The organism is Achromobacter sp. ISS7, assembly GCF_056523125.1.
In genome coordinates this window covers 1,666,805-1,684,337 of record NZ_JAWRZD010000001.1, presented here as the reverse complement: position 1 = coordinate 1,684,337, position 17,533 = coordinate 1,666,805, and the positions used below count along the sequence as shown (strand labels likewise).

20 protein-coding genes are annotated in these 17,533 nt (G+C 69.3%); 10 read left to right on the top strand and 10 right to left on the bottom strand.

The annotated features are described in order from the left end of the window. Positions 1–90: 90 nt before the first annotated feature. On the bottom strand, positions 91–996 hold the full coding sequence (locus tag AC1HFW_RS07810; protein WP_035360374.1) for an EAL domain-containing protein: 906 nt from the start codon (positions 994–996) through the stop codon (positions 91–93). Positions 997–1,364: 368 nt separating this feature from the next. Here AC1HFW_RS07810 and AC1HFW_RS07805 point away from each other — a divergent pair, with 368 nt between their 5' ends. Next, on the top strand, positions 1,365–3,476 hold the full coding sequence (locus AC1HFW_RS07805; protein WP_479282558.1) for an FUSC family protein: 2,112 nt from the start codon (positions 1,365–1,367) through the stop codon (positions 3,474–3,476). A gap of 118 nt (positions 3,477–3,594) precedes the next feature. Continuing rightward, positions 3,595–4,431 carry a universal stress protein gene (locus AC1HFW_RS07800; protein WP_035361483.1) on the top strand — a complete coding sequence of 279 codons (837 nt, stop codon included), beginning with the start codon at positions 3,595–3,597 and terminating at the stop codon, positions 4,429–4,431. Between the two features lie 24 nt (positions 4,432–4,455). Here the strand turns inward: AC1HFW_RS07800 and AC1HFW_RS07795 are convergent, their stop codons facing one another. Then, positions 4,456–5,397 (bottom strand): 2-hydroxyacid dehydrogenase, encoded by a 942-nt coding sequence (locus AC1HFW_RS07795; protein WP_241068635.1) that lies wholly within the window; start codon positions 5,395–5,397, stop codon positions 4,456–4,458. Positions 5,398–5,508: 111 nt separating this feature from the next. Between AC1HFW_RS07795 and AC1HFW_RS07790 the strand changes: the two genes are divergently transcribed. Continuing rightward, on the top strand, positions 5,509–6,690 hold the full coding sequence (locus AC1HFW_RS07790; protein WP_479282557.1) for a PepSY-associated TM helix domain-containing protein: 1,182 nt from the start codon (positions 5,509–5,511) through the stop codon (positions 6,688–6,690). A gap of 78 nt (positions 6,691–6,768) precedes the next feature. Here AC1HFW_RS07790 and AC1HFW_RS07785 read toward each other — a convergent pair whose 3' ends face one another. From AC1HFW_RS07785 to AC1HFW_RS07775, 3 genes are all read right to left on the bottom strand, one after another. Further along, positions 6,769–6,921, bottom strand: a complete 153-nt coding sequence (locus tag AC1HFW_RS07785; RefSeq protein ID WP_035360372.1) for a DUF3309 family protein — start codon at positions 6,919–6,921, stop codon at positions 6,769–6,771. 44 nt (positions 6,922–6,965) lie between these two features. Continuing rightward, positions 6,966–7,130, bottom strand: a complete 165-nt coding sequence (locus AC1HFW_RS07780; protein WP_162876359.1) for a hypothetical protein — start codon at positions 7,128–7,130, stop codon at positions 6,966–6,968. Positions 7,131–7,207: 77 nt separating this feature from the next. After that, the gene (locus AC1HFW_RS07775) at positions 7,208–7,756 is read right to left on the bottom strand and encodes a type 1 glutamine amidotransferase domain-containing protein (RefSeq protein WP_006394884.1); all 549 of its coding nucleotides are present in this window, start codon (positions 7,754–7,756) and stop codon (positions 7,208–7,210) included. A gap of 123 nt (positions 7,757–7,879) precedes the next feature. On the opposite strand from AC1HFW_RS07775, the gene AC1HFW_RS07770 reads away from it, so the two are divergent. Next, the gene (locus AC1HFW_RS07770; protein WP_479282555.1) at positions 7,880–8,914 is read left to right on the top strand and encodes a DNA topoisomerase IB; all 1,035 of its coding nucleotides are present in this window, start codon (positions 7,880–7,882) and stop codon (positions 8,912–8,914) included. Positions 8,915–8,936: 22 nt separating this feature from the next. Here AC1HFW_RS07770 and AC1HFW_RS07765 read toward each other — a convergent pair whose 3' ends face one another. Next, positions 8,937–9,254, bottom strand: coding sequence for a hypothetical protein (locus tag AC1HFW_RS07765; protein ID WP_241075940.1), 318 nt, complete (start codon positions 9,252–9,254; stop codon positions 8,937–8,939). Positions 9,255–9,462: 208 nt separating this feature from the next. Between AC1HFW_RS07765 and AC1HFW_RS07760 the strand changes: the two genes are divergently transcribed. Further along, the gene (locus AC1HFW_RS07760) at positions 9,463–9,801 is read left to right on the top strand and encodes an ElaB/YgaM/YqjD family protein (protein ID WP_061071305.1); all 339 of its coding nucleotides are present in this window, start codon (positions 9,463–9,465) and stop codon (positions 9,799–9,801) included. A 120-nt stretch (positions 9,802–9,921) separates the two neighbouring features. After that, the gene (locus AC1HFW_RS07755; RefSeq protein ID WP_479282553.1) at positions 9,922–10,809 is read left to right on the top strand and encodes an SDR family oxidoreductase; all 888 of its coding nucleotides are present in this window, start codon (positions 9,922–9,924) and stop codon (positions 10,807–10,809) included. Positions 10,810–10,836: 27 nt separating this feature from the next. On the opposite strand, the gene AC1HFW_RS07750 is transcribed toward AC1HFW_RS07755, so the two are convergent. Beyond that, on the bottom strand, positions 10,837–11,457 hold the full coding sequence (locus AC1HFW_RS07750) for a DUF4142 domain-containing protein (protein WP_116522116.1): 621 nt from the start codon (positions 11,455–11,457) through the stop codon (positions 10,837–10,839). 29 nt (positions 11,458–11,486) lie between these two features. Then, positions 11,487–12,074: a hypothetical protein gene (locus AC1HFW_RS07745; RefSeq protein ID WP_479282551.1), complete on the bottom strand. Its 588-nt coding sequence runs from the start codon at positions 12,072–12,074 to the stop codon at positions 11,487–11,489. Between the two features lie 190 nt (positions 12,075–12,264). Here AC1HFW_RS07745 and AC1HFW_RS07740 point away from each other — a divergent pair, with 190 nt between their 5' ends. Then, positions 12,265–12,549: a DUF378 domain-containing protein gene (locus AC1HFW_RS07740; protein WP_241072986.1), complete on the top strand. Its 285-nt coding sequence runs from the start codon at positions 12,265–12,267 to the stop codon at positions 12,547–12,549. 7 nt (positions 12,550–12,556) lie between these two features. Here the strand turns inward: AC1HFW_RS07740 and AC1HFW_RS07735 are convergent, their stop codons facing one another. Next, positions 12,557–12,829, bottom strand: a complete 273-nt coding sequence (locus tag AC1HFW_RS07735; protein ID WP_241069921.1) for a hypothetical protein — start codon at positions 12,827–12,829, stop codon at positions 12,557–12,559. A 126-nt stretch (positions 12,830–12,955) separates the two neighbouring features. Here AC1HFW_RS07735 and AC1HFW_RS07730 point away from each other — a divergent pair, with 126 nt between their 5' ends. After that, complete coding sequence (locus AC1HFW_RS07730; protein WP_241072984.1) at positions 12,956–13,339, top strand: hypothetical protein; 384 nt, start codon at positions 12,956–12,958, stop codon at positions 13,337–13,339. Between the two features lie 16 nt (positions 13,340–13,355). Here the strand turns inward: AC1HFW_RS07730 and AC1HFW_RS07725 are convergent, their stop codons facing one another. Beyond that, positions 13,356–14,723, bottom strand: a complete 1,368-nt coding sequence (locus AC1HFW_RS07725) for a sigma-54-dependent transcriptional regulator (protein WP_479282547.1) — start codon at positions 14,721–14,723, stop codon at positions 13,356–13,358. Between the two features lie 200 nt (positions 14,724–14,923). On the opposite strand from AC1HFW_RS07725, the gene AC1HFW_RS07720 reads away from it, so the two are divergent. Both AC1HFW_RS07720 and AC1HFW_RS07715 read left to right on the top strand, forming a co-directional pair. After that, positions 14,924–15,844 carry a sigma 54-interacting transcriptional regulator gene (locus tag AC1HFW_RS07720; protein ID WP_479286475.1) on the top strand — a complete coding sequence of 307 codons (921 nt, stop codon included), beginning with the start codon at positions 14,924–14,926 and terminating at the stop codon, positions 15,842–15,844. A gap of 190 nt (positions 15,845–16,034) precedes the next feature. Beyond that, positions 16,035–17,468 carry an RNA polymerase factor sigma-54 gene (locus AC1HFW_RS07715; RefSeq protein ID WP_241072982.1) on the top strand — a complete coding sequence of 478 codons (1,434 nt, stop codon included), beginning with the start codon at positions 16,035–16,037 and terminating at the stop codon, positions 17,466–17,468. The last annotated feature ends 65 nt before the right edge of the window (positions 17,469–17,533 follow it).

The following is a 17,533-nucleotide window of genomic DNA, read 5'->3' as shown; positions in this document are numbered from 1 at the left end:
CTGCCGTGCCCGCCCGGGCGTGGGACGCGCGCCGCCCCGGCGCATGATGCGGCACCGGTAATTTCAGGACCCGGGAAGTAAAAAGCGCGGCTATTGCGTGGTGACGTGCGCCGGCAGGCCAGTTTCGGCGTCTTGCGGATCGAACGCGTCGAGCCAGGCGGAGGCATAGCTGGCGGGCGCCGCCAGCGGTTCGCCGCGGTCGCGCTGGACGCGCAGCCGCATCATCAGGTCATCCAGCGGCATCGGCCGGCCCAGCGCGTAGCCCTGGCCATAGCGGCAGCCCGCGGCCCGCAACGCCGGCACGTCGGCCACGTTCTCGACCCCTTCGGCCACCACCCGCCACCCCATCCGGGTGGCCAGCTCGGCGGCCGTGCGCAGCACCTCGAAGGCGACCGCGCTGCGGCGCATGCGCGTCACGAAGTACTGGTCGATCTTGACCTCGGACAAGGGAATCGCCGACAACAGTTTCAACGAGGCATGGCCAGTGCCGAAATCGTCCAGGCTGACCTCGCAGCCGGCCTGTTCCAGGCGTTCCAGCGTGGCGCGCAAGGCTTCCAGTTCCTTGATGGGCTGGTCTTCGGTGAGTTCGACGCGCAGCAGCGACGCCGGCAGTTCGGCCACGTGGATGCGTTCGAGCAGGAACTCGACCGCGCGTTCGTCGGACAGGGTGGAGGCCGGCGCGTTGATGGCGATGGGAATCGCCATGCCGGTGCGCCGCATGTTCTGCAGCATGTCGATGACGCGCTGCGCCACCCGCTCGAACAGGATCCTGTCCAGCCCGAGCCGGTTGACGGTGGGAATGAATTCAGCGGGCATGACCACGCCCAGCTGCGGATGCTGCCAGCGCGCCAGCGCTTCGGCCGACACGATGCGGCCGGTCAACAGGTCGACCTGCGGTTGCAGCAGCACCCGCAGTCCTTCTTTGCCGGTAATCATGGCGGCGACTTCGTCGTCGCTCACCACCGAGCTTGTGGAAGCCTCGTGAGTTGGCGTCATGTTCGCTCCTTAAGCACCCCGGAGTACGGCCTGCGCTGTCCGGGCGCAGAGCGGGGCACATTGGACATGAGTATTCACAGTCGGCCTGCAGGAATATCTTGCTACCTTGCTTCTTACTGCCTTGTGTACTACCCAGCGTATTCGATCGCCAATGTTTTTTTATGCGATTTTGCGCATTTACTCCAGAGTATTTTGCACCGCTGCGGCGCCAAAGTCACACATGTGTAACCAGTGGTATTCAGGCCATTCAGATTCATGAAAACCGCAATATTTGGACGCTCCGATGAATCACTGCTCTTTGTCCTTGTCGACATGGTAGCGTTGCGACTTTTCCGCCGTTGCGGCCTCTTTTTTTGCCCCGTTTTCGCGTGACTACCCTGCTCTCCCGCTGGCGCGTTTCCCTGCGCCACGTCCTCTGGCTGGACGCCCTGCAAGCCGCCGCCATCAGCGCCGCGCCCGTCATCCTGGCCGTGCTGGCGCACGAGCCGCGCCTGGGCTGGACCGCCATCGCCGCCTTCTGGGCCTGCTTCGGCGACCCGGGCGGCCCGCTGCGCCAACGCGCCGCCTCGATGCTGGCTTTGGGCCTGATCGGCGCATTGTTCTGCTTCCTGGCCAGCGCCAGCGCGCACACCCTGTGGCTGCTGCTGCCGCTCACGTTCGTCTGCTGCACCTTCGGCGGCCTGCTGCGCGTGCTGGGTCCGGCGGCGGCGATTGTCGGCACGCTGCTGTCGGCGGGCTTCGTGGTGGCCGCGGAGCTGCCGGCGCCGACGCTGGCGGCCAGCCTCTCGTACACCCTGTTCTTCGTGGCCGGCGCGCTCTGGGCCATCCTGATGACGGCGCTGGTCTGGCGCCGCCGTCCCTGGAAGGACGCGACCCACGCGGTGGCGCATTGCTATCGCGGCCTGGCCGATTTCGCCGACGCGCTGGCGCGCATGTATTCGGGCCTGGCGCCCGCCGCCGGGCCGCAGGCCTGGAGCGCCGTCACCCGTCCCCAGCGCAGCGGCGTGCGCGCGGCGCTCGAGGCGGCCCGCGTGCGCATCCGCGAGGTGCAGGACGCGCGGCCGTCGCGCCGGGCCCGCGCGCAGCAATTGTTCTATTTGCTCGATAGCGCCGAAGACAGCTTCATCGCCCTGGTGGCCGCGGCCGACCTGCTGGAATCGAACGCCCCGCGCTGGCTCGGCCGCGCCGCCGGCGCCAACCTGTCACACGCCTTTCATCGCTACGCCAGCGTCGCCAACGCCATCGCCAGCACCTCGGACGTCAGCGATCCCAGGCAGGCCGACTGCCTGCGCGAACGGCTGGCGCATTTCGGCGCCGGCCTGCATGAATTGCGCGGCGCCGCCATGGCCTACGCGCCCGACCTGGCGACCATGGTGCCGGTGCTGGACCGCCTGCAGCAGACCGCCCAGGCGATCATGCAGGCGCTGTTCGACCAGGATGGCGCGCCCGCCGCGCCGGCCCTGGCCGCGCGGGCCGATTCGCCCGTGCGGCAGGCCTGGCGCAGCCTGCGGCAGAACCTGCGGTTCGAATCGGATGCGTTTCGCCACGCCCTGCGCGTGGGCATCGGCGCCACCATCGCGGTGGCGCTGTCCAAGACCTTCGCGGTCAACCACGGCTACTGGATGTCTTTGACGCTGGTGTTCATCCTGCAGCCCTATTTCGCCACGACCTGGCAGCGCACCCTCGAACGCGTGATCGGCAGCGTCGCCGGCGCCATCGGCGCCTCGCTGCTGGGCCTGCTGCTGAGCACGCCGCTGTCGGTGGCGCTGGCGGTGCTGCCGATCGCGCTGGGCACGTTCGCGGCCCGCACCATCCATTACGCGCTGTTCACCTTTTTCCTGACGTCGCAGTTCGTGCTGGTCAGCCACATCCAGCAGCCCGACATCTACGAGCCGATGCTGGCGGCGCTACGCGCCTTCAACAGCGTGCTGGGCGGCGTGCTGGCCCTGCTGGTGGGCTTCCTGGTGTGGCCGGAAAAGGAGCCGCGCCAATTGGCCGGCGCCTTGAGCCGCGCGCTGGAACGCCATGCCGACTACGCGCGGGCCCTGACGGTCGACAAGAGCGGCGCGGCCCCCGCGGCCGACATCGTCGGCCTGCGCCGCCAGGCCTGCCTGGCCGCCGACAACGCCGAAGCGGCGCTGCAACGGCTGCAGCAGAATCCCGTGCACCGCGACCGCAAGGTGGACACCGCGGTCAACCTGCTGAACGCGATGCGCCGCGTCACCGCCGCCGGCACCGTGCTGGAGATCCAGCCGGCGCTGGCGCCCGACAGCGAGGCCGCGCCGGCCCTGCGCGATTACGGACTGGCGCTGGCGCACGCCCTGCACCCGCAGGAACCGGCCCCCGTGGTCGAGCTGCGCCAGTTGGCGGTGCCGGCCGCCGTCAACACGGCCGCGCCGGCACTGGCCGGACCGCTCGACCGCATCGCCCAGCAGGCGCGGCAGGTGCGGCAATTGCGCGACCGGGTGCAGCAGGCCTGACCGGCCCCCGGCCCCTTGCGGCAACCCCGCCAAACTGCGGGACGCTTGACGCGCGTCAAGGGCGGAATGCCCGGAACGCGCAACGATGGAGGCCTACCGCGCTCAAAAGGAGGCCGCCATGTATCGCCGCATTTCCGTCCACCTGGACCACGGATTCGATTGCCCCCGCCGCACCCGCGTGGCGCTGGCCCTGGCCCGACGCCACCAGGCCGAACTGGTCGGCATCTACGCCAGCTCGGCCCCGCCGCAGTACTACTACGGCGAGTCCGTGATGATGTCGAAGACGCTCAACGTGATGCGCGACCTGCAGGCGCAGAACCGCGGCGCGGTGCAGAACGCCTTCCTGGAAACCGCGGCCGCGGCCGACGTGCCGGCCGCGGTGCGCGCCGGCGCCAGCTCACCCAGCGCCAGCATGGCGCGGCTGGGCCGCACCAGCGACCTGCTGGTGGTCAGCCAGCAGAACCGCGAGGACGTCGAGGCCGTGCACGAGAACGAATTCGTCGAACAGACCCTGCTGAGCGCCGGCCGTCCGGTGCTGGTGGTGCCGTCCAGCGGCGATTTCCCGGTGGTCGGCGAACGCGTGCTGTACTGCTGGGACGGCAGCCGGGAAGCCGCCCGCGCGCTGGCGGATGCCGCGCCGCTGCTGCGCCTGGCCTCGCACCTGGTGGTGCTGACCATGGACGAAGGCGCCGCCACCCGCGACGACGAACCCGTGCCGTTCGAGGACCTGGCCACCTACTGCATCGCCCAGGGCATGCCGGCGCCGGACCACGTGCGCCGCGACATCAAGGGCGTCGGCGTCGGCAGCACCATCCTGAACGCGGCGGCCGACTACAGCGCCGACCTGATCGTGATGGGCGCCTATGGCCACAGCAAGTTCCGCGAATGGGCGATGGGCGGCGCCACCGCGTCGATCCTGAGAAGCATGACCGTGCCGATCATGTTCTCGCATTGACCTGCGCCTGACGCCGGCGGCGCCTCAGCCCTGCGGCACCGGCGTCAGCACCGGCTTGCCGGCGAAATGCGCGGTGGCGTTCTCCAGGAACAACGCCACCGTCGCCGACACCGCTTCCGGCGAGCGCCCCGCGCTGTGCGGGGTCAGCACCACGTTGTCCAGCTTCAGCAGCGCCGGCGGCACCACCGGTTCGCCTTCGACCACGTCCAGCCCGGCGCCAGCGATGCGGCGCTCCGCCAACGCGGCGATCAGCGCCTCGGTATCGACCACGCTGCCACGCGCGATGTTCACCAGATAGCCTTGCGGCCCGAGCGCGTCGAGCACGGCCGCGTTCACCAGGTGCCGCGTGTCGGCGCCGCCCGGCGTGGCCACCACCAGGAAGTCGCTGGCCTCGGCCAGCGCCAGCGGGCTGTCGTAATAGGCGTAGCCGCTCTCGGGGCGCGGCCGCCGGTTGTAGTAGCCGACCGTCATGCCGAAGCCGTTGGCGCCGCGCCTGGCGATCTCCAGGCCGATGGTGCCCAGGCCCACGATGCCCAGCCGCTTGCCCGATACCTGCGGCCCCATGAAGCCATTCCAGTGCCCCTGGCGCACCCAGGCGTCGGCCTGCGGCAGGTGGCGGGCGGCGCCCAGCAGCAGCGCCATGGCGTGATCGGCGACCGAGGTGGCGTTGGCGCCGGGGCCATGCGTGACCCGCAGGCCGCGCGCGCGGGCGGCGGCCACGTCGATGTTCTCGAAGCCGACGCCCAGCGAACAGATCAGTTCGAGCTTGGGCAGCGCCGCCATCTCTTCGGCGTAAAAGCCGGTGGCGCCCCGCGTCAACACCACGCGGATCTCGTCGGCGTGGTCGCGAATGGCCTGGGCGCGCCGCTCGGGCGTGGTGGCAAGAATGCAGCGAAAGCCGCGGTCTTCGATGACCGGCAGGAAATCGTGCGCGCTTTCAATCAATATCAACAGGGGGATCTTCATGTCGCTACGGGTCGGAGGCGGTGAAACTGGAATGGCGCCAAAAAAGCGCCGGCAGATATTACGCCTCGGTACAATTGCGCGCCACCCGCCGTCGCCGTCATTGAACGCAACATGAAAGCCAAGCTCCGCAAGTCCCTGCGCTCCGCCGTGTCATTCCTGCACCGCTGGACGGGGATGATCCTGGGAAGCGTGCTGGTTTTGGCGGGCCTGAGCGGCAGCCTGCTGGCTTTCGACCACGAGCTTGACGGCTGGCTGAACAGCGCCATGCTGCGCAATACCGCGGGCGTCTGCGCCGCGCCGCTGCCGCCGTCGGCCGCCGCCCGCGCGGTCGAGCAGGCCTGGCCCGGCGCCACGGTCGCCGCCATCACCCTGCCCCAGGCGCCGGCCGACAGCTACCGGGTGCAATTCAAGCACGCGTCGACCGCCGACAACGAAGCCGGCGTGGACGCCTGCTCCGGCCTGTTGCTGGCCAGCCGCGACCGCGACGCGGTCTCGCTGGACCGCGCCCACCTGATGCCGCTGCTGTTGCGTTGGCACATGACCCTGCTGCAAGGCAAGACCGGCCGCGAAGTGCTGGGCTGGCTCGCGGTGGCCTGGGTGGCGCTGCTGCTGGCCGGCATCTACCTGGCCTGGCCGCGGCCGGGCCACTGGCGCCGTTCGGTCACGGTGACGCGCGGCGTCGGCGCTTTCCGCACCAGCTACGAACTGCACCGCGCTGCGGGACTGGTCGCGGCGCTGTTCCTGCTGGTGGTGGCCGGCAGCGGCTTCTTCATGGGGCTGCCGCAGCTGGGCCGGCAACTGGTCGCCAGCGTCGTGCCCCTGCCGGCCGACGCACGAGGTGCGACGCAGGCGCCGCTGGCCGCGGGTGAACCCGAGATCGGTTGGGATGGCGCCGCCGCCCGCGCGCGCGCGCTGGCGCCGACGGATGCGACGCTGGTGATGCTGCGCCGCGACCCGGCGCACGGCGTCTACCAGGCGCGGGGGCGCCGCGCCGACGACTGGCAGCCGGTCGGCACCTTGCGCATGTTCCTCGCGATGCGCGGCGGCGATCTGCTGTCGCGCGCCGATCCGATATCGGGCACCAGCGCCCAGCGTTTCCTGGCGGTGATGTTCCCGCTGCATTCCGGCAGCCTCTATGGCCTGCCGACCCGCATCCTGACCGCCGTCCTCGGCCTGCTGCCGCTGCTGTTCTTCGTCACCGGACTGGTCATCTGGATCAGCCGCCGCCGGCTGCAGCACCGCGGCCGGCAGGCCGCGCAGGCGCGCGCCCGCGCGGCGCGGCAACAGGCCTGAACCCCCGCCGGGCGGCGGTCGGGCCAGGCCCCGTGTGCGCGCCGGGCCGCCTTCGCGCCGGCCCGGCGCGGCCTCGCGCTATATGCGCCCTGTCAGCAGCAGCACGATCAGCACGATGAGCACGATGCCCAGCAGGCCGCTGGGGTAGTAGCCCCACCCCCGGCTATGCGGCCAGGCGGGCACCGCGCCGATCAGCAGCAGGATCAGGATGATCAACAGAATGGTAGACATGATGGCTCCGATTGTTCTTGGTTGATGCGCGGGCGAGCGCGCAATCAGTGGATCGTCCGGCGGGTTTTCTCCGGCTGGGGCGGATCGAGCGGCGGCAGATCCACTTCGGGTTCATCGGTGTCGGGATCCACCGGCAAATCTCCCGGCGGCGACCCGGGCGGGATCGGCTCCGGCTTGGGCGGAACGTGCATTTGCTGAAAGTAAGGCATGGCGTGCTCCTCTGAAGATACTGCTTGGGGCGCGGCCGGAAGATCCCGGCTCGCGCCTTGCCCCGCCGCGCTGGCGCTCACTGGCGCGCCAGCGCGAAAACGCGCGATAGTTCCCGGTTGAACGCGGGAAGGTCATCCGGCTTGCGGCTGCTGATCCAGCGGCCGTCCACCACCACTTCCTCATCGACCCACTGCGCGCCGGCATTGCGCAGGTCATCGGCCAATGACGGCCAGCTGGTCAGCTTGCGTTCCTTGACCAGCCCCGCCGAAATCAATAACCAGGCGCCGTGGCAGATCACCGCCACCGGCTTGCCCGCTTCATGCATGGCTCGCACGAAGGCGCGTGCCTCCGGATGCAGGCGGATCTCATCGGCGTTGACCACGCCACCGGGCAGCAACACGGCGTCGAACCGTTCCGCCTGGGCCTCGGCGAACATCAGGTCGGCCTCCACCGTTTCGCCCTTGTCGTGATGGCGCATGCCCTGCACGGGCCCGCGACGCGCCGACACCACCACCGTGCGCGCCCCCTGTTGCTGCAACGCGTCACGCGGGTCGGTCAGTTCCACCTCTTCAAAGCCATCCACCACCAGGATGGCCACATTGAAATCCTGCAATGTCTTGCTCATTCGATACTCCCTGTCTGCGGCGGAAAACGCAGCAGCAAGTGGCGTGCCCGCCTGCCGGCCACCCCACGCGCCGATGCCGGGCACGCGAGTTGCTCTGCGCTGGCGCCGATTGCTGGAGAAAACATGGCAAACCGCAGCCAGCAGCCGACGGCCAGTGCCGCCGCCGACGATCTGCTCTACATGGACGACACCGGACCGGGCTATTCCCGGGTACGGGTCAATGGCACGACCTTCCAGTACCGCGACGCCGCCGGCCGACGGGTCACCCGCGCCGCCGAGCTGGCCCGCATTCGTGCGCTGGCGATCCCGCCCGCGTATGAGGACGTGTGGATCTGCCCCGACCCGCGCGGCCATCTTCAGGCGACCGGCCGCGACGCCCGCGGCCGCAAGCAATATCGTTACCATCCCGCCTGGGCGAGTCAGCGCGATGCGGACAAATACCAGAGCCTGAGCGCATTCGGCGCCCAGCTGCCCCGCATCCGCCGCCAGGTGGAACGCGACATGCAGGCCCCGGGCCTGCCCCGCGCCAAGGTGGTGGCCGTGGTCGTGCGCCTGCTGAACGACACGCTGATCCGCATCGGCGCGCGCGAGTACGCCCGCACCAACAAGTCCTATGGCCTGACCACGCTGACGCGACGGCATGCGCGCGTCCGCGGCGACCGGCTGCGCTTTCGCTTCCGCGGCAAGAGCGGCGTCGCGCATGACGTCACGCTCAGGGACCGGCGCATCGCCCGGATCATCAAGCGCTGCCTGGACATTCCCGGCCAGCAACTATTCCAGTACCTGGACGAGGCAGGCGATGCCCATGGCATCGATTCGGAGGCCGTGAACGCGTATCTGCGCGAGGCGGGCGCGGCGGCGTTCACCGCCAAGCACTACCGCACCTGGGCCGGCTCGGTGCTGGCGTTCGCGGCGCTGCAGGCCCGTCCCTACGTCGATGAACGCCAGGCCCGGCAGCAGGTGGTCGACGTCATCAAGCAGGTGGCGCAGCGCCTGGCCAATACGCCCGCCGTGTGCCGCGCCTGCTACGTGCATCCTTCCATCCTCGACGCCTACCTGGCCGGACGGCTGCCGCCCAGGGCGGCGGCGCCGCCCGGTCCGCGCGGCCTGGACGCCCACGAACGCCGCCTGCTGGCCTTCCTGCGGGGCCCGGCATGAGGCGCCGCGCGGGCACGGGCGATCACAGGATCGACGAACGGGCGTTCTTGGCGCGAGGCTGTGGCTCGGCGCTATCGGCCCAGTTCGACTCGGTCTGGTCGTCGGCCACCCGGCGCCCATCACGCGCCGCCTCGTCCGGCGTGGCCGCGGTGGGCTTGGCTGGCAGGCGCGGCACGTCGACCGGCCCCTGCGGGGGCAGCAGCTTGCCGCCCTGGCTCGTCGCGGCTGCCTTGCCGCCCTGCTCCGTTGCGGCGGCCGCCTTGCGGCCGGAAGATCTGGAAGATGTCATCTGCGCGCGCTCCATGAAGCCGTACGTGTCGATCCATGCTACGGCAGGCACGCGTCCGATGCCGCGCGCGGGCCGCCCAAATTGCAAGCGGATGTGGCAACCCTCGCAGCGGCGGCGGTTCCCCGGTAAAACGAACATTCACAACGAGATGCAATGCAAGATCCCTGTGGCGCCGAACCATGCCAGCCTTTTCCCATGCGCCGCGCCCTGGAGGGTCCGCGGCCATGCTTTCGCCAATGCAGACTTCAGGAGCTTCCCCATGGCCAACAACCACACTCCCCTGCCTTCGGATTTTCCCGAGAACGGTCCTGATCGCGACGCGCGCCGCCGGCGGCGCCATCCGGAAAGCTGGATCGACGATCTCGAAGCGACCTTGAGCGACGCGTCCGCCACCGACCTGGAGGCCTTGAAAATTCGCCTGGCCGAACAGTTGCGCGACACGCGCCACAGCTTGCGCGACGCTTCCGACAGCGCCCAGGACATGGTGCGCGAGACCATCGACTGCACCGAGCAATACATCCATGCCCGGCCGTGGCAGGCCATCGGCCTGGTGGCCGGCGCCGCATTCCTGTTCGGCGTGGTGGTCGGCCGCCAATAACGCCTGGCCCGTCCCCAAGCCGCCTTGGCCGTCGCAAGGACGCCTGGGCGCGACGGGAACGACAGTTGCTTGGATGCCCTCGAGGACGCCTTCACGTCCATCACTTCGAGGGAGATCGGCATGACCCAATCCGACAAAGCAGCAACGGGCGCGCGGCCCCACCCGGCCCCGCCCATGCCAGGCCAGCACCTGTCCAAGCCCGGCACGGAGGCCGAGATGGCGCTGCGCCCGCAGTACCTGGCGCCTGACTATCGCGGCAGCGGCAAGCTGTCGGGAATAGCGGCGATTGTCACCGGCGGCGATTCCGGCATCGGCCGCGCGGTCAGCGTGCTGTTCGCGCGCGAGGGCGCCGATGTGGCGGTGGTCTATCTCAATGAACACGAGGACGCGCGCGAAACGCAGCGCGTGGTGGAGGCGGAAGGCAGGCGCTGCCTGCTGCTGCCTGGCGACGTGCGCGACCCGGCCTTCTGCGCCGAAGCCGTGGAAACGGCGGCGCGGACCTTCGGCCGGCTGGACGTGCTGGTGAACAACGCCGCCTACCAGCAGCACGACGAAGGACTGCGGGACATCAGCGACGAAAAGTGGGACAAGACCCTGCGCACCAATCTCTACGGCTATTTCTACATGGCGCGCGCCGCATTGGCGCATCTGCGGGCGGGCGCCGCCATCATCAACACCGGATCGGTGACCGGCCTGCGCGGCAGCGGCGGCCTGCTCGACTACGCCTCCAGCAAAGGGGCCATCCACGCCTTCACCCGCTCGCTGGCGGCCAATCTCGCGCCTCAGGGCATCCGCGTCAATGCGGTGGCGCCGGGGCCGGTCTGGACCCCCCTGAACCCGGCCGACCGCGACGCCGAAGCCATCAAATCCTTCGGCAAGAACACCGATCTTGGCCGGCCGGCCCAGCCCGAGGAAATCTCGCCCGCCTATGTCTTCCTGGCCGCGCCTGCCTGTGCCAGCTACATCACGGGCATCGTGTTGCCGATCACGGGCAGCGCGGGGGACTGAAGCCGGCCAGGCCTTGAGTCTCCCCGTTTATTTCGCTGGCGCCACCGAGGCCGGCGCCGCCCGTTCGGCGGGCGACACCGGCGGCGGCTCGCCGCGCGTGGCGGGCGGCACCCTCTCGGGATTGGCGGCGGGATCGCGCTTGAGCGCGCGCGCCAGCGCCAGGTGATCGGCCAGGGCCGACTGGTGGCGCGCGGCGAACTCGCGGACCTGGGCATCGCCGCCCTGGCTTGCCGCCGTGCGGTACAGCGACTCGGCCTTCTCGTGGGCTTGCAACGCCACCTGCTCGACGTAGAGCGTGTCGAATGCCGGGCCGGTCTTGCCCGCCAGCGCGTCCAATGTGCGCTGGTCCGCCGGCTCCGCCTTGTCAGGCAACGGTACCCGCCTGGCCTGCGCCAGTTGCCGCAGGTCACGATCCAGGTCCTGGTAGCGTGCCTGCATCTTGCCGGCGAAAGTGCGCACCTCGGTACTGGCGGCGCGTTCGCCGGCCAGCCTGGCCGCCTGCACCTGGAACGCATCGGCCGCCGCGGCCGCCTGCAGGAAATGGCTGTCGGCGGGCGGCAACGCCTGCGCGCGCGCCGCCAGCGGCGCGGTCAACAGCGCAAACAGGCAGGCCGCAAGCAGGCCCCGCCACATCATCTCGTTGTTCATGACCGTCTCCTTGCCCGCCCGCGGGCGGATCATTGCGGCGCCGACGGCGCCTCCACATGCCTGGGCGGCTTGAGCGGATCGAAGTCCTCCCATTTGCCATCCAGCCAGCGGCCCTGCGCCCGCTCGATATCATGCCCGCCGGCATCACGCAGGACGCTCCGCGCCGCCGACTCGCGATCCGGCGTAACCGGCAACGCCAGCATCACGCCGGCTTGCCGCAAGGGAGGATGCTCCGATGACGCGGCCGCCACCGAGGGCCGGCGTCGGCGCCTGCCCGCCATCCACAGCGCCCCGCCCAGGGCGCCCACATACGCGCCGGCGCCGGCGGCCGCGGCCACCACCAGGATGGCCGCGCCCGCCCACAGCGCCACCAGCCCGCCAGCCAGCGCGAACGCCAACCCCACCAGCGCGGCGCCCGCCAGGGCGCCGAGGTGGGCGCCGCGCGCATCCGGATCCGCCACACGGTCGCCGCCCAGGGGATAGCGCGCATGCTCGCCGGCCGTGTTGATGTAGAACGTGTGGATATCGCCCTCATCGAATCCCTCCAGCCGCAGGCGTTGCGCGGCCTCTCGGGCTTCGTCGAAGGTCTGGAAGCGTGCGGCGACAATCAAGGACATGGCGATCTCCCGGGCGTGGATGGCATCGAAAGCCTGGCAGCAACTGCCATGCCCGCCGCCGCGGCCCGGGCACGCGACTTGCTGGGATGGATCAAACCAGACGATCGCGGGAATCCCTCCCAAACACCGGCCGGCTTTTGCACTGCGCGATACCACGGTCCGGCGCCCTGCCGTCGGCACAGGAGCGGATATGCATGCCTTGAGCGACAACGACGAAGCGCCCGTTTCCTTGGAAAGCGGCAACATGGCGCCTGGGGCCGACGGTCCCCGCGGGCTGGGATCGCTGGACTGGATCGCCCTCATCGCCCTGGTGGCCGGCGGCTTGAATACCGGCCTGATCGCTGCGGTCAACCTGGATCTGTTCGCCCGGGTACTGCCCTGGGCCATGGCGGCCCGCGTGGCCTACGGCCTGGTCGGGCTGGCGGCGCTGCACTGCGTGGTGCTGCTGTTCCGCCTCGGCGCCGAGGCGGATTGAGCGCGCGTCAGCGCCCGCCTCCCGGCTCGCGCGTGCCGGGATAGCGACCGCCCTCCTCGTATTCGGGCCCTTGCGGATGTGGCTGTTCGTCCGCCCCGCGCCGCGGTGTCGGCGCCTGGGCGCGGTCGGGCCGGTCAGCGCCGAATTGGCCACTGCGTTGTGCCGCCTCGGCATCGCTCTGCGCGGTGTTTGCCTTGCCTTCGTCCTTGGCGCCGGCGTCCTCGGCCGGCCGCGGCCGCCGCGGGCCCGCATTGCGCGGGGTGCTGTCGTTGCTGTTCATGGCGATCCTCCTGAAGCGATGACGCAGGACGGCAAGCAAGCGGCATGCCCGGCACACGCGGGCACGCCAATTGCTCACCGTCAACGGGCGGCCATCCCCGGCCACCCTCACGCCAAGGAGTCATCCATGAATCTGTCCAAGATCCGCCTGTCCATGACGCTCGTTCCGGCAGCGGCCCTGTGCCTGTCGGCCCTGGCCTTGCCCGCGTCCGCGCAGACCACGCCGGTGCGCAGCAGCGAACAGATCGACAATCAATACAAGATGGACAAGAAGCAGTGCGACGCCATGAAGGGCAACCAGAAGGACGTCTGCCAGAAGCAGGCCGAAGCCACCCGCGACAAGGCCAAGGCGGACGCCAAGGCCGGCAAGGAAAAGGCCGAGGCCAACCATGACGCGGCCAAGGTGCGCAACGACGCCGACTACAAGGTGGGCAAGGAAAAATGCGACGCCATGTCCGGCAACGCCAAGGATGCGTGCATGGCCGACCTGAAGACGCGCTACGGCAAGTAAGCGCGGGAGGCGGACGTCAATGCGAATTTCCCGGCTGCTCTCCCGGCAGCGCATAGCCGGCCGCCGCATATTCCTCGAGCCGGTTGTACAAGGTCTTGGGGCTGATGCCGAGCACGGCTGCCGCCTGTTTCTTCACCCCCTTGCAGCGCTCCAGCGTTGCAAGGATCAGGCGGCGGTCGGCTTCGGCCAGCGTCTCGCCCACCGGCACGCTGACCTGTCCGCCACGGACATCGCCGCCCGGCGACACTTGCGGCGTCAGCATGTCCGCCTCCAATTGGTCGCCTTCGGCCATGATGAAGGCGCGACGCACGAAATTCTTCAGCTCGCGCACGTTGCCCGGCCATTCATACTGCGCCAGCGCCGCGGCCGCCCGCGGCGAGAACGTCTTGGCCCGGCCGCTCTCTTCGACCTGCGCCTGCAGGAAGCGGTCGGCCAGGAACAGGATGTCGTCGCCCCGCTCGCGCAGCGCGGGCAGCTCCAGCGGAAAGACATTCAAGCGGTAATACAGGTCTTCCCGCAGCTTGCCTTCCTGCACCGCCTGCTCGGGATTGCGGTTGGTCGCGGCAACGATGCGGATATCGCAGGCAATTTCGCGGTGGGTGCCGACCCGCATGAACTGCCCCGTCTCGAGCACCCGCAGCAGCTTGACCTGCAGGTCGAGCGGCATCTCGGTCACTTCGTCCAGGAACAGCGTGCCGCCGTCGGCCCGCTCGAAATAACCCTTGTGCTGGCGGTCGGCGCCGGTGAAGCTGCCGCGTTCATGGCCGAACATCTCGCTCTCGATGAGGTTCGGCGAAATGGCCCCGCAATTGACCGCGACGAAGGGGCGCTGGCGGCGGGCGCTCAGTTCGTGCACCGCGTGCGCGACCAACTCCTTGCCGGTGCCGCTCTCTCCGACCAGCAATACCGTCACATCGGTGGGCGCGACCCGGCCGATCTGGCGATACAGTTCGCGCATCGGCGCCGACGCGCCATACAGCTTGCCGAAACGTCCCGGTTCCTCGAACGGCGTGCCCGGCAGTTCGCCGCCGGCATTCGCCATGATGCGCATCAGGATGCCGTTCAGGCGCTCCATGCAGATCGGCTTGACCAGGTAATCGGTGGCGCCCAGGCGCAAGGCCTGGACCGCATTGTCGACCGTGCCGTGGCCGGTCATCACCACGACCTCGGCGCTGGCCGTGGCCACATTCTTGAAGATATCCATGCCGCTGCCGCCCGGCAGGCGCACATCCGTCAACACCAGATCGGGCGCCTGGCGCTCGAGCTGGATCAACGCGTCCTTCACGCTGGCGGCCAGCGCTACCGTGAAGCCGTTGTCCCGGCCGAGTTCGGCCAGGGTTTCGCGGATGGCATCGTCATCGTCGACGATCAGCAAGTGGGGCATGGCATCTCCTGGAGCCTGGGCGCGGGCAATGGCGCCTGCGCTGGCGGACCACTTCCGAGCATAGCCAAGTCGCAGCGGCTTGAAGCAACTATTCGTCAGAATCCACCAACATTTTCGATTACTTGCAACTGGTCGCATCCCCATACCGGGTCAACCTCTACCATGGCATCACGATGAATGTCTCCAGCCTGTCCCCCGTCATGCAGAAGCTGGCCACCCAGGTGCGCCTGGCTGCCGAAACCGATGCCAGCGTCTTCATCGTGGGCGAAAGCGGCGCCGGCAAGGAAGTGGTGGCGCAGGCGATTCACGCGGCCAGCGCGCGCCGCGACCAGCCCTTTGTCGCCGTCAATTGCGGCGCCATCAGCGGGTCGCTGGCGCATGCGGAATTATTCGGTCACGAAAAAGGCAGCTTCACCGGCGCGGTCTCGCAGAATGCCGGTTACTTCGAATCGGCCAGCGGCGGCACCCTGTTCCTGGACGAAGTGACCGAGATGCCGGTCGACATGCAGGTGCATTTCCTGCGCGTACTGGAAACCGGCACCTATCAACGGGTGGGCGGCTCCGACCTGCTGCGCGCCAATGCCCGCATCCTCTGCGCCAGCAACCGCGACCCCGCGGCGTCCGTGGCCGACGGCCGGCTGCGGCAGGATTTCCTGCACCGCCTGCTGGTGATTCCGCTGCGGGTGCCGCCATTGCGCGAGCGCGAGGGTGACGCGGTGATCCTGGCGCGTGAATTCCTGGCGGAACTGAACGCACGGCACAACACCCGCAAGGCGTTCGCGCCACGCATGCTGCAGGCGGTCGCCCGCCACGACTGGCCAGGCAATGTGCGCGAACTGCGAAATGCGGTGCAACGCGCGTACATCCTGGGCGACGAGCAACTGGACATCGACCTGCCCCGACCTCGCGCCGCCCCACATGCCGAGTTCAAGGATGGCGCGCTGAACGTGCCGGTCGGCACCGAACTGGGCAACGCGCAACGCGACTTCATTCTCGCCACGCTGGCGCACCATGGCGGCGACAAGCGCCTCACGGCCGAGACCCTGGGCGTCAGCCTGAAGACCCTCTACAACCGCCTCGACGTCTACGAAAAAGACGCCGGCGGTCCGACCGCCGCCTGACCCCGCCGCATGGCCGGCGGTTCGAGCCGCCCAGGCAATATTTACCGTCCCCTTGTAATCCTGGTCGATGCCGCGACATCCGCGCGGCCGTCCGTCGCCCGCTCGGCGGGTTGGCACGATCTTTGCATGACCTACAGGATATGCCGCCGCTCCGGCGGCAACCTGGCGGGAGAATTCCTTGGGACACCCGATGCAAGAATTGCGCCTGCGCCAACAGATGACCCTGGCGCCCCGGCTGCAGCAGTCGGTCAAGCTGCTGCAGATGTCGGCGCTCGAATTCACCACCGCGGTCGAGTTGGCGCTGGCAAGCAATCCTTTCCTCGAAGAAGCCGACGAGCAAACGGCGGGTCCGGCCGAGGCCGTCGAGTCGGCTGCGCCGGCCGCGGCGCCATCCGACTCCGGCCCGACGGCCTCCGACACCGCCAGCGAGCAGCCGGCCGAGCCGCCCGCCACGCCGGAATATGCGGGAGACTATCCCACGGCCCCGCGCGGCGACGGCGAAGACCACGATCTCGGCCAATGGGCCAGCGCGCCGGTCTCGATGCGCGAAAAGCTCTCGCTGGAACTGGGCAACTACCGGCTCGAACCACGTGACAGGCTGCTGGCCGAATTCATCATCGACTCGCTGGACGAAGACGGCTACCTGCGCACCCCGCCCGCCGACCTGTGCGGCAGCCTCAGCCCCGACTTCACGCCCCCGCCCGAGGAACAGGAGTGGCTGACCGCGCTGCGTCTGGTGCAGCAACTGGACGCGCCGGGACTGGGCGCGCGCGACCTGCAGGAATGCCTGGCGCTGCAATTGGAGGCGGCGCTCGGCATCAATCCGCCGCTGCGCGCGCTGGCGCTGCGCATCGTGCGCGAGCAGATCGATCGGCTCGCCAAGAACGACGCCGCCAGCTTGCGGCGCGCCTTCAACTGCACCGACGACGACGTGCGCGATGCCTGCGCCCTGATCCGCAGCCTCGATCCCAAGCCGGGCCGGCGCTACGACGCCCAGGCGCCGGCCTACGTCGTGCCCGACGTGTTCGTCGACAAATGGCGTTCGCGCTGGCGCGTGGTGCCCAATCGAAGCGCCATGCCCCAGGCGCGGCTGCATCAGGTGTATGCCGACCTGTTCCGCCGCGCGCGCCTCGATGACCGCAGCCCCATGGCGCAGGAACTGCAGGAGGCGCGCTGGCTGGTGCGCAACGTGGAACAGCGTTACACCACCATCCAGCGCGTGGCCGAAGCCATCGTCAAGCGCCAGCAGACTTTCTTCGAGTATGGGGAAGTGGCGCTGCGTCCGCTGATGCTCAAGGAGGTCGCCGACGACCTGGACATGCACGAATCCACGGTCTCGCGCGCCACGACCAGCAAGTACATGGTCACGCCGCGCGGCGTGTTCGAATTCCGCCATTTCTTTTCACGCGAGCTGCCCACGGATTCCGGCGGCACCTGCTCGGCCGCGGCGGTGCGCGCGCTCATCAAGGAATTGATCGAGGCCGAGGATCCGGCCATGCCGCTGTCGGACGTGGCCCTGGCCCAGCAACTGGCCACCAACGGTATTGTGCTGGCCCGCCGCACGGTCTCGAAATACCGCGGCCAGCTGCGGTTGCCGCCGGCTGAATTGCGCCGCGAACATTGAACCACTGAGTTCAAACACCGAGCTTCGCGCGAACAGGCGCGACGCGCTGGGCGTCGCGCCCCTCT